At 44.4% G+C, this 12436-nt stretch carries 8 protein-coding genes and 1 pseudogene; 6 read left to right on the top strand and 3 right to left on the bottom strand.

Going from position 1 to position 12436, the window contains the following annotated elements:
• The 4 genes and pseudogenes from H524_RS0104885 to secG form a co-directional block, all read left to right on the top strand.
• On the top strand, nt 1–323 hold a 323-nt coding region (locus tag H524_RS0104885), incomplete at its 5' end, for a flagellin (protein WP_027939411.1).
• Between the two features lie 317 nt (nt 324–640).
• Complete coding sequence (locus tag H524_RS0104880) at nt 641–1504, top strand: dihydropteroate synthase (protein ID WP_044121514.1); 864 nt, start codon at nt 641–643, stop codon at nt 1502–1504.
• Between the two features lie 329 nt (nt 1505–1833).
• Entirely contained in the window at nt 1834–3186 is a 1353-nt protein-coding gene (glmM, locus tag H524_RS0104875) for a phosphoglucosamine mutase (RefSeq protein WP_027939409.1), read from the top strand.
• Between the two features lie 403 nt (nt 3187–3589).
• A pseudogene (secG, locus tag H524_RS17725) lies at nt 3590–3904 on the top strand (preprotein translocase subunit SecG); the annotation flags it as partial.
• Nucleotides 3905–4396: 492 nt separating this feature from the next.
• On the opposite strand, the gene H524_RS0104865 reads toward secG, so the two are convergent.
• Together H524_RS0104865 and H524_RS0104855 are read right to left on the bottom strand one after the other, a co-directional pair.
• Nucleotides 4397–4999 (bottom strand): 5-formyltetrahydrofolate cyclo-ligase, encoded by a 603-nt coding sequence (locus H524_RS0104865; RefSeq protein WP_027939408.1) that lies wholly within the window; start codon nt 4997–4999, stop codon nt 4397–4399.
• Between the two features lie 431 nt (nt 5000–5430).
• Entirely contained in the window at nt 5431–5733 is a 303-nt protein-coding gene (locus H524_RS0104855) for a cell division protein ZapA (protein ID WP_027939406.1), read from the bottom strand.
• A gap of 883 nt (nt 5734–6616) precedes the next feature.
• Here H524_RS0104855 and rluB point away from each other — a divergent pair.
• Nucleotides 6617–7933 (top strand): 23S rRNA pseudouridine(2605) synthase RluB, encoded by a 1317-nt coding sequence (gene rluB / locus H524_RS0104850; protein WP_156907543.1) that lies wholly within the window; start codon nt 6617–6619, stop codon nt 7931–7933.
• Nucleotides 7934–8638: 705 nt separating this feature from the next.
• Nucleotides 8639–10399, top strand: coding sequence for a TerC family protein (locus H524_RS14330; protein WP_052338919.1), 1761 nt, complete (start codon nt 8639–8641; stop codon nt 10397–10399).
• Between the two features lie 494 nt (nt 10400–10893).
• Here the strand turns inward: H524_RS14330 and uxaC are convergent, their stop codons facing one another.
• On the bottom strand, nt 10894–12300 hold the full coding sequence (gene uxaC / locus H524_RS0104835; RefSeq protein ID WP_027939404.1) for a glucuronate isomerase: 1407 nt from the start codon (nt 12298–12300) through the stop codon (nt 10894–10896).
• Nucleotides 12301–12436: the final 136 nt, after the last annotated feature.

Raw genomic sequence — 12436 nt, 5'->3', positions numbered from 1 at the left:
TAACTGTAACCCTTACCAAAGCAGCTACAGATACTTCTGCTACATCCATTGCTGCAATTGTTGAACTGATGGATTCTATGATCTCCAAGGTTGACGGCGCACGTGCTGATCTTGGCGCTTTGCAAAATCGTCTTGAGTCATCTATCCGCAATCAGTCTAATGTTGCTGCTAACGAGGCTGATGCACGCAGCCGTATTCGTGATGCTGACTTTGCTGAAGAGTCTGCTAACTTATCTCAGCAGTCCATTATTCAGCAGGCAGCTGCTTCCATGCTGATGCAGGCTAATACCCGTCCTCAGCTTGGTTTAAGCCTCTTAGGCTAAGTTTTTTATTATGCTCGTGTAGAGCAGTACTGTTTTTCTAAACAAGGGCAGCCATTGGCTGCCTTTTTAGTTTTGGTGGCTTGATAACTTTTAGTGCGCTGTATCTGTTTCGGTGTTTAGTCTTGTTGAGGGGCGATTTTGTTAGGTTTTATAAGGCTTGAGCTTTTAGTTAAGTAGGATTTGGAGTGGCATTTGTTACTCAAAGTTTGACTATGCTCGCAACTAAATAACTTAGCTTACGTCTGAGGCTCAAGATGTCCTAATATGTTAATTATCAAGATACTCTGTTTGGCGTCCTTAGACTGGGGGATCTCATTGTGGAACTGAAGTTAGTAAACAGCACTGTTGAGTTATCAGGCCTACTTATCATGGGCATCATCGATCTCAATACTGATGACCCACTTGACCTTGACGAGATCGCCGAAATCGCCTCTGGCTATGCTGCAAGCGGTGCTACCTTTGTTGAGCTCAGTGTTAATAAGCACAAGAGGGATGCTTGCTCTCAAGATGCAGAGATTGACATGCTATGTGCAGCATTAGAGACCATCAAAGATATTGAGCTTATCCCTGCGGTGTACACCAGTGATCCTGTTATCATGCGCAAGGTAGTTGAGTGTGGTGCTCAGATGATTGTAGACCCGCTCGCGTTAACGCAGCCTGGTGCACTTGAGGCTGTCGCTGAGATTAAGTGTGCCGTATGTATGCTCATGGATCAGAGTGTTAACTTCACTGAAGATGATTGCTGCGATCCTTGCGCTACTGTATCTGAGTTCTTCTATGAGCGCTTAGATGCATGTATCAATGCACACATTGACCGTCAGCGTATTGTCTTAGATCCAATGATTAGCATTGACACTTCAGTTGACTTCCGTCTGAAGATGTTTGGTCGTCTCAATACCTTCAATAGCTTTGGTCTACCAATTAGCTGTGCACTGCCTCGTATGGTGGCTGAAAAGGACAATGTCAATCAGTCTATGTCCATCGTTGCTACTGTGGCGATCTTTGCTGAGCAACAGGGCGTGCGTATGATTCGTACTAATCGCGTTTATGACATCGCCTTGGTAATTAACAGCTGGCATGCACTCAATCATAGTGCTCGACCATTTAAGCTCTCACGCGCTATCGGTCGCCGTCTTAAGGAGCTGGCATTAGGCCGCCTGAAGAAAAACGAGAACAAGTAGTCGTGTTTATTGATTATAAATGTGCATAGCACTCACTTGATGTGCGTAGGCGTAATGAACACTCTACTTATTTGAACTTTTTGGTATATACAAGCCACTTACTAATGCTCAATATTGGGCAATGGTAAGTGGCTTGTTGCTTTTTAGTCTTGTGATACAGATTTTGCCTATAGCATGAGTTAAAATCATTGACTGTGTTGTGGGATCGTAAGGATCCTTATGTGTTAAAGGATATGACAGTTTTGCTGTCGGAAACTATGCTGATGCCTTTAAGCCTTTGTCGTCGATGAGGCAGTGTTTATGGATGTCAGTGTGGTTAAGGGGAAGCGATGCAAGCTAAAAAGCGCAAGTTTTTTGGAACTGACGGTGTTCGTGGTCGTGTAGGTCAGTTTCCTATTACTCCAGACTTCGTCATGAAGTTAGGTATGGCAGCAGGTAAGGTTCTGATGAAGAACAATCAGGGCCGTGTAATTATCGGTAAAGATACCCGTCTGTCTGGCTATATGTTAGAAGCTGCCTTAGAGGCTGGTTTTAGCGCTGCTGGTGTTTCAACTGTACTCTTAGGCCCAATGCCAACTCCAGCGGTTTCTTATCTGACAAAAGCATTCCGCGCTGACTTAGGTGTTGTTATCTCTGCCTCTCATAATCCTTTTTATGACAATGGTATTAAGTTCTTCTCTTCAGAGGGTACCAAGCTGCCTGATGATGTTGAGCTGGCTATTGAAGAAGCTTTAGAGTCTGAACTTGAAATGGCTAAGCCTTCTGAGTTTGGTCGTGCATACCGTCAGTCTGACGCTCCAGGTCGTTATGTTGAGTTCTGTAAGTCATCCTTTGACTCACGTATGAGTCTTGAAGGTAAGCACATTGTTTTAGATTGCGCCAACGGTGCTACTTATCATGTTGCTCCACTCGTATTTAGAGAGTTAGGTGCTGAGGTAAGACTAGTTGGTGTTGATCCAAACGGTATTAACATTAACGACGGTGTTGGCTCTACTCACATAGATACTTTAAGCGAGCGTGTACTTTCAGCAAAGGCTGATTTAGGTATAGCTTTTGACGGCGATGGTGACCGTGTCATGATGGTCAATAAGAATGGCCGTGTCTTAGACGGTGATGCACTTTTATACATCATCGCTATGGACAGAGCTAGCCGTGGCAAGCTCAAGGGTGGTGTAGTTGGTACTCAGATGTCTAATCTAGGCTTTGAGCTGGCATTAAAGAAGCACAATATTGAGTTTACCCGTTCAGCAGTTGGTGATCGCTATGTTATGGAAGAGCTCTTAAAGCGCGATTGGATCTTAGGCGGTGAAAACTCAGGTCACATCATCTGCTTAGACCACACCTCAACAGGTGACGGTATTATCTCTGCACTGCAGGTGCTCAAGGCCATGATCCGTACTGGCAAGAGCTTAGATGAGCTTACCGCTGACTTAGTCATGTTCCCACAGGAGCTTATCAACATTCGACTGACTGCTGGCTTTGACGCGCTTAACGATGAAAAGGTAAAGGCTGAGGTTAAGGCTGTTGAAAATGAGCTGCAGGATAAAGGACGTGTACTGCTACGCAAGAGCGGTACTGAGCCATTAATCCGCGTTATGGTTGAAGGTGAAGATCGCGAGGTTGTACACAATATGGCCGTACGTATCGCCGATGTCATCCGCAAGCAGGCTGAAGGCTCATAAGAGAGCTGACTTTCTTTAGCTTCTATATGGTTCTTTAAACTAAAGATATTTGCTTGGGCCATTGGCTATTTCTTCGTGCGCTGTATCTCAGAGCTTAAGAATTGACCTTGCCTTTTGAGCAAAACTATATGGCTTAAATAGTTAAATTATTGTTTAAAGACCATTTTATGGTGCAATTAAGACCCGATATGAGTGATCATATCGGGTTTTTGCTTTATACAAGGGCAAGCTCTTATGTAGCCTACAATCGGCCATTTAGTGGGTAAATATGGGCAAATAATGCTGATCTTGTTGGATACGAGAGTGTTATTTTTGCGGCTTAGCAAGCTTTATGACTTGATAAAAGTGACATTGAACGGTATCATTGCACAGCCCAAAATATCCATTTTTTTACGGTTGTGCTATGTACGAGATTGTTATTGTATTTCTGCTTTTAGTTTCAATTGCCATTGTTGCCTTAATCCTGGTTCAGCAGGGTAAGGGTGCAGGTATGGGCGCCTCCTTCGGTGCAGGTGCATCTAATACCGTTTTCGGTTCAGCTGGTTCTGGTAACTTCTTAACTCGCTCCACCTGGACTTTAGCAATTATCTTCTTCGGTATCTGCCTCTTAATCGGCTACCTGCAGAAGCAAGACAATACTAAGACTGGCGATTTCACCAATATCGACGCAGCTCCAGTAGCTGAGCAAGCTGCTCCAGCTCCTGCTGACGTTCCTACTATCGACGGTGATGTTCCTGCAGTTTCTACTGAGGAAATGACCTCCGAGATGAATTCTGATGTTCCAGTAGTAGAGTCTGATGCTACTGCTGAGACTGACGCTGCTGCTGTAGAGACTGATACTGCCGCTGAGGCAGAGGCCGCAGCTGAGCCTGAGACCAAAGAAGACGCCGAAATCAAGGCTGCTATCGAAGAGTCTAACAACGAGCCAGAAGAGTCAAAATAATTAAGACGTCAGGCAGGCTAAGTACGTAGCGTATCAAGCACAGCCTGCCATAGTCTAAAAAAGAAGGGAGATGCCAAAGATGGCACCTCCCTTTCTTTTTGCCTGTAGCAAGGGTAGCTAAGTTTTATAGGTTTACTCTAGGTTAGGTAAGTTATATAGGCTTATGTTATGGCTTGTAGTATTGGCCCAAGCGATGGTATGCACTATAGGCCTACGGTGGGCCATACTGCCTTGTAAATAACGAGCATCTGTATGCTCAAAGTTAGCTTAGTACTTTTTGTTGAAGATATAGTGCTTAGTTGGAGTAATGACCTCATCTAGAGGCATGTCCCAAGGCTGGCTTTTGATCTCAGGTATGAGTTGAAAGTCATAGGCAAGGCCTAAGGTTAAGCACTCACAGCTTATCTTTTTTAACATACGGTCATAATAGCCACCGCCCATGCCAAGGCGCTCACCTTTTTCATTAAAGCCAACTAAAGGCACGATGACTACTTCAAGGTTATGAGGTTGTACTAGATTCTCTTCACTGACTACAGGCTCTGGGATCTTAAAGCGGTTTAAGATGAGATCTTCTGGTTTTTCATAAGAGTAGAAGTCCATTAGACCTTTCTCTTCAGGATGAATCACAGGCAGAGCCATATGGTGACCTGCAAGGCGTAGAGCCTTGTTGATCTCTACAGTATCAATCTCGCCAGAGAAGCTGTGGTATGAGGCAATACAGCGGTTTTGTTTTAAGAACTCATGCTCAAGCACAACACGTCGTACGAGCTCTGAGCACTTAGCTACCTCATCTTCATGCAGGGCTTTGCGCTTCTGTCTAATCTCATTACGGGCATTCTTGCGCCATTCCTTATAAGCACTGACTATCACGGCAAAACCTCACTCAATTAATCTATAGCTTTTAATAGCTTATCTTGTTTGCGTGAACATTATACGGCCGTAGCATGGTGTAATTATGCAAGAGGGCAAAAAGTCTTTATCGCATGCATAAGTCAGGGCTAACGCCATAGCTTTAGCTGATGCTGAGGTCTGATGTGAGGTCTTGGTTGATTCTAAAGTCAGGGCTGTGGCCATAGTCTTAGCTGATGTTAAAGTCTTTGATGATGCTAAAGTGCAGGTTTTTAGGAACTTAAGATCTTGGCTGAGTAAGCATTATGGCGTAAGAAGGTTACTTGGTAGCGCTATTAGTGCGTCGCTATATGATGCTGGAGCTCTTGAGATGGGGCGTACTATCTTTAATGAGGGGAGACTGCCTCACAATTGAGGCAGGAGAGGTGCGGCCAATTAGCTTGGCCTTGATGCTACTGATCTGCGTCGATATTGTTGAGATTGCGCTTGATGCGATGAATAAGCGCCATAGCCTGCTCCTGGAAAGGAGTAGAGGTGTCTAAGTAGCGCTGCAGTTGGCTTTGGCTTTCAATAGCTGCAATGATAGCCGCTTGCTGTGGGGTCAGACTTGGATTATCACGCAGAATCTTAGCGGTGATTTCCTGAGTCTTGCCTACAGCTCTTTGTAGTGAAGCTGCCTGACTTTTATGGCAGCGCAGGGCGAAACTTTCACCTAGAAGTGAGACTGTAACGGTCTTGATATCATCCTGATTCATAACTCTTTGATCCGATTCGTTCTTACAGTCCTGCAAGAGGCAATCTTAATTATTTAAGCGGATCCCTAACCAAATCGTTAGTATCCGTAGTGCTTAGATTGCTGTGCAGAGTATCGTAATGCTGTTGCCACATCGTACTCAAGACAAATCCTTTGTCTTAAATATGAGTCTAAGGGCACAATGAATATAGTTTATTTGCGTTTCTAGCCTAAGATTCATGGGCAGTTCTTTTCAAAGCCATGTAGTTATTAGGCTTTGTAAGCTTTAAGCTTTGGCTCAGATTGATCACGTTTAGTTGCACAAAACGTAGCAAACGCACAGTATTATGCTCTATTGTACCAATATTTTCGCTCGATGCGATTTTTATGGTAATGGTATGGCATAATGTTGAGCTTATTACACCTCATTATCATACTCATAGAATGCATGCAAAAGCGATTTGTATGCACCATTCAGTGCCTTGTACACACTATGCTTATCGCATAGTGCGATATTGTTTCTCATGGCATGCTGCATTATTCAGGGGCATGGTTAATAACGCAAGCTCTCAGAACCATTCTATGGGTATCAGTTTAGCTTACATTGTTGCTTATGCAACATAACTAAGATCACATCTTGCAGTTTACGAGCATCACAAGGCATTTTTGTAGATGCTACGAGCAAGGCTAATGAGTAATTTACTGCTCAGTGTCGTGTTCTAGTCGTAAGCTTAGTTTGCTAAATACTTATCACGAGCTTTTGAACCTTAAGTATTTTCTTAAGGCGGTATTATCTCGATAAGTATATGTATTCTCAAAGCGGTTATGAAGTTCTATGCTGCTTTTATTAGCAAACATCGAGGTTTTATTCATAATGCACATTACTCAAGAAGGGATTCTTTAAGATGCAGAAAAGGGCAGGTATGGAGCGTTCTTTTAAAGGCGGACATGATGGCTTTAAAGGCGGCAGATCTCAAGGTCAACGTCGTATGAGCGATGGTCCAGCACGTTCCTCCCGCGACGATCGCAAGGGCTTAAGCTTTGACGGTCGCACACGTTCAAATAACCAAGGCCGTGCTTTTGCTGAGCAAAAGACTTTAAAGCGTGCTGAGGCTGCTAAGCGTAATGTAAAAGCTGCAGTAAATGCAGTAGTTAAAGGCAAGAGTGAAGAGCGTGTTAGCGGTGTAAAACTGCACAAATTACTCGCCAATGCTGGTATCGGCTCTCGTCGTTTCTTAGAGAGCATGATTGAGTCTGGTCGTGTAGAGGTTAACGGCAAGAAGGTAAACTTAGGTTTCCGTACTGAGGATGAAGACATCACCGTTAAGATTGACGGCCGCATTGTTTATTCTCCAAAGACTCGTAAGCTTGAGAATCGCTGCCTCATGTACTATAAGCCAGAAGGCGAGATCTCATCTTTATCCGATCCACAAAATCGCCCAACCGTTTTCGATCACTTACCTCGACTTGAGATTGGTAAGTGGATTAACGTTGGCCGCTTAGACTTAAATACCTCCGGTTTGCTTTTATTTACCACTGACGGTGATCTTGCCCATGCGCTGATGCACCCACGCTATGGTATTGAGCGTGTCTACGCCGTTCGTGTTTATGGTGACGTAACTGAAGAGCAGTTAGAGCAGCTGCGTGAAGGCGTGTTACTTGAAGATGGTATCGGCAAGTTTGATGCTATCGAGTACCGTGGTGGTGACAATCGTAACCACTGGTTCCACGTATCCTTACGTGAAGGCCGTAACCGCGAAGTACGTCGTCTGTGGGAAGCAGTTGGTCTGCAGGTTAGCCGTCTGATTCGTATTTCCTATGCAGGCTTCGATCTTGACCCACGTATGAAGTCTGGTCAGTACCGTGAGCTTACTTTAGCAGAGGTTAACAAGCTTCGTTCTAAGGCTCAGTTAGCTGCATTAAAGCCTGAAGAGTATGCAACTACTCCACTGCGTATCTCTGCATCTTTAAACCGTCAGCGTAAGAATGTTTCTGCTAAGCCAAAGGCACAAGTTGACAATGGTGCATCTGCTAACAATGCACGTGAAGGCGATATGCGCGTAGGCAAGAGCTATGGTCGTGGCCGTGATGTGAAGGGTAAGTCTTTTAAGCTTAGCTACAGCTCAGACAAGCGTTCAGGCTCATCTCGTGAACAGGGTCGTAAGGGCGCAGCTTCAGCACGTGCTGGCAAATCATTTACTCGTGGTCGCTCCGGCCGCTAAAGTTATTTAAGCCTAACAGCGCAAGCTCAAGGCTCATTTTAATTAAGGATGAGGCAGCTAATGTCTCATCCTTTACTTTTATCCAAAGCTAGTACTTAGGCTAAGCATATGGGTAGGGCAGCTTGAGGCTGTCTATGTCTGTACATGGAAAGTCATTGTTGCTTAGGCCATGGGCAGGGCGGCTTGAGGCTGTCCATGACTAGACATGGCGACTTAAGAGTATGTATGGTCTTGATACTTATTGGGACTGTGTTTGTTTAGCTTTGGTCTATGTTATTAATAGTGCAAAACTAATAGTCATACTTACGTTTTTTGTGCGAGAGCTTAGATAAGTCGGTTAGCATGCTTGGATTGCTAAGCAGATTTGAGTACTATCATACTTTTAGCCTAATTTAAGGCTGAGACAAAAATCATATACTTGCTACATATAGATCTCAAGCTACGCTTGTGGTTAAAGAGCTGCTTTGTAAGTGATCTTTATAAGCCGTTATTGATGGTGTACGTGGAGATTACATGTGACAAAGAGGCTCGTGTAGTTTTAATTATTTCATGGAATCTTGTTTTGCAGGTAACTACTCTTTTTAGAGTGTGGGAGCTGCAATTGGCTAAAGCTTAGATCAAGGCATTTTGCTTGGCACTTGGTGCAAGTATAGTGTCTACTCTTGTAAAGGCCGTTTTTTTAATTGTAAGTAAGGTAAAAATATTATGGATCCCACGGCAGTGCATCAAGTCATGTTCGATATGGCTTGGGTGTCTGATCCTACAGCATGGTTAGGTCTTGCTACCTTGGTGGTTATCGAGATTGTTCTTGGTATCGATAACCTGGTGTTCATTGCGATTCTTTCAGCCAAGCTGCCAGAAAAGCAGCGCGATATGGCCCGCTATATTGGTTTAGCAGGTGCGCTGGCTATTCGTCTGGTCTTACTTGCAAGTATCTCGCTTGTGGTCAATATGATTGAGCCTCTGTTCTACATCGGTTCAAAAGGTATCACAGGTCGAGATCTCATCTTAATGGTAGGTGGTGTTTTCCTCTTATATAAAGCCGTGCATGAGTTGCATTCTAAACTTGAGGGATTTGATGAGGAATTGTCAGTATCTAAGGCTGCTGGTTCTGCTATGTATTTGGTAATCCTGCAGATTATGGTACTTGATGCCGTCTTCTCCATCGACTCTATCATTACTGCAGTAGGTATGGTTGATCACGTCTTCATCATGATGTTTGCTGTGATCATCGCTATGACTGTAATGACCTTAGCATCCCGCTTCATTACTGAGTTCGTGGCTCACCACCCAACCTTAGTTATTCTGTGCTTAGGCTTCTTACTCTTAATCGGCTTTAGCTTGATTGTTGAGGCTTTAGGCTTCCATGTACCTAAGGGCTACCTCTATGCAGCTATTGGCTTCTCCATCTTAATGGAGATCTTCAATCAGATTGCTCGTAAGAATACCTTAAAGCTCGGTGAGACAGGTGGCAAGGTTGGTCTGCAAAGCCGTGAAGTAGCTGCTAACTTAGTACTTAGACTCTTAGGTTCTAATCAAAATCAGGTTCATACCTTAAAAGAGGCTATCGTATCGGGTACCGGATCTCAAGTGTTCAACAACACTGAAAAAGAGATGGTATCTCGTGTTCTGCAGCTAAGCTCCTTACCTGTTAAGGCTGTGATGACTGCCCGTACTGATGTAAATCAGGTTGATATCTCTGAGAGCATGGAAGAGATCTTAACTGACATTAAGGACAATCGTTCTTCTCGTTTAGTTGCTTACAAAGACTCTCAGCGTGAGATTCCGCTTGGCTATATCAAGCGTGATGAGATCCTCACCGTTAAGATGAGTATCGACAACGGTAAGATCGAGCTGCCAAACAATCCTAATGCTACAGATAGTGCTAAGGATGCAGGAAAGAAAGTTGCAGCTTTAATTAGCGAGAATAAACAAGCAGAGATTAGCTCTGAGCTCTTACTTGAGTGCCAGGTGCGTACACCTCTGTATCTGCCTGAAACTGTCTCAGTGATTAAGGCTTTAGAAGAGTTCCGTAAGTCTAAGAAGAACTTTGCATTTGTCTTTGATGAGTTTGGTAACTTTGAGGGTATCGTTACCTTACATGACATCATGGAAGAGATTGCAGGTGAGCTGCCAGATCAGACTGAAGTTCCAGAGTTAGTACGTGTTGGCCCAGGCACCTTCCGTATTGAGGGTAATGCCATCTTAAAGGATATCTCTCGTTTAACTGGCTTTACTGTTCCAGCCTCAGAAAGCTATCACACCATTGCAGGCTTCATTCTTGATTACCTACAGCGTGTACCACAAGCTGGCGAAGTGATCTCCATGACTAAGTGGAAGCTCGATATCTTAAAGGTTGAAGAGAACACCATTGAGTCAGTTATGCTCACTAATATTGTAAAAGCTAAGGAAGGCGAAAAGGCTAAGACCAAGACTACAACTCCTGGTGTAACTAACGCCGAATAAGCGTTAACTCACCTTAAGCTTTTGCACAAGGCCATGGGATAAAACCCATGGCCTTTTGTCATTTTTGGAGGAAACAAATTAAGTACCACCAGCCTCATGCTCAAACCTCATCGCCTATGTCAAGTTTATCTGTACTTGGCCTTTGTATTTGAGTAGCTGCAAACGAAGCTTGTGAGTTTAGACTCTATGCGTGGTTCTCTGTTTTAGGTGAGCCATAGTGGCACTAATAGTGGCATTTAAGCGGCACTGCTTGTATGGGCGGCATTGCTTGTATGTATGGCTAGATGGGAGAGCTGGTCTTATAGACTGATGGTAGCGACGTGGTGGGGTGAAAAAAAGAAAGGCAGCTATACAGCTGCCTTTGAGTAGCACCAGCGCGTACGCGCCAAAACTTGAGTTTTTGTTTATGCTTTTAATCTAGCGCTCCATGTTAATTTTTACTTCATTGAAGATCCATGTGCGGGCGCTAGATGGACATGTATAAGTGCTTTAACTTAGACGTTGAAGTTAAAGTAGCGGTTAGTGTTGTTAAAGGAGATATCCTCAACAATCTTGCCTAAGAACTCCATATCCTTTGGATACATGCCATTTTCAACCAAGTTGCCGATTAAGTTACACATAATGCGGCGGAAGTATTCATGGCGGGTGTAGGAGAGGAATGATCTTGAGTCAGTGAGCATGCCAACAAAATTGCCAAGTACAGACAGTGAGGCAAGCGAGGTCATCTGATCTACCATGCCATGATAGGTATCATTAAACCACCATGCAGAGCCTTGCTGGATCTTGCCTTGAGCCTCAGGGCCTTGGAAAGAGCCGATAGCAGAGCCAATCGCAGCATTGTCAGATGGGTTTAATGAATACCAAATCATCTTAGGCAGTGAATCACGCTCTAAGAGTGCATTCATCATGGTGGTGATGCCACGAGCACAGGCACGATTGTCGATGCAGTCAAAGCCGGTATCAGCACCTAAGGTTTGGAACATGCGGCTGTTAGGATCACGGATAGCGCCGTAGTGCATCTGCATGACCCAACCGTACTTGGTGTAGCCCTTAGCCATATGGATTAAAACCATGGTCTTGTAGGCTTCGATTTCCTCATCAGTTAAGGTCTCATTGTTTAAGCCCTTAACAAAGATCTTCTCTAAGGTGCCCTCATCTACAATGCGGCAGTAAGCGTAATCAAGACCGTGATCAGAGGCCTTACAGCCCATCTGATTGAAGAACTCCATACGCACATCTAAAGCGTCAAAGAACTCAGCGCAGGTCTTAATGGTACGAGAAGTTAAAGAGGCAATGTGCTCTACGTAGTCCTTGAAGTTTTCCTTCTCGATCTTCATGGCCTTGTCTGGACGCCATGCTGGGAGCACCTTGGTCTCAAATGGAGTCTTAGCAATCTTTGCGTGCCACTCTAAAGAGTCACCTGGATCATCAGTAGTAGCGATTAACTTAACGTTGGAGCGCTTGATGATGGATTGCACACGGAACTCATCGGTAGCAAGCTTGCTATTACACTCTTCCCAGATTTCCTTGCAGGTCTTCTCGTTAAGTGGCTTATCAATGCCAAAATAACGCTGCAGCTCTAAGTGAGTCCAGTGGTACAGAGGGTTGCCAATAGCACGAGGCAGAGTCTTAGCAAACTGCTCGAACTTCTCAAAGTCGGTGCTGTCGCTGCCAGTAATGAGGCGCTCAGGTACGCCATTGGAGCGAATCATACGCCACTTGTAGTGATCGCCACCAAGCCATGCTTCAGTGATGTTCTTAAACTGATGGTTTAAAGCGATCTCAGCTGGGTTGATATGGCAGTGGTAATCGATTACCGGCATCTTACTCGCGTGATCATGGAATAACTCTTTAGCAGTATCGGTCTGTAATAAGAAGTCCTTGTCCATAAATGGTTTCATGTGAACACCTCGACTAGGCCAAGCATTAACGCGCTTAGCTAGGAATAGTAATTTAGATGCGCCTATCGATAAGCCTTAGCCTAAGAGCCAAAACTAGATGGGGACAAGCATTAAGGCGGTGCCACAGCACAAGCTG

The organism is Anaerobiospirillum succiniciproducens DSM 6400, assembly GCF_000482845.1.
Lineage (GTDB): Bacteria > Pseudomonadota > Gammaproteobacteria > Enterobacterales > Succinivibrionaceae > Anaerobiospirillum > Anaerobiospirillum succiniciproducens.
This window is presented reverse-complemented; position numbering and strand designations above follow the sequence as displayed.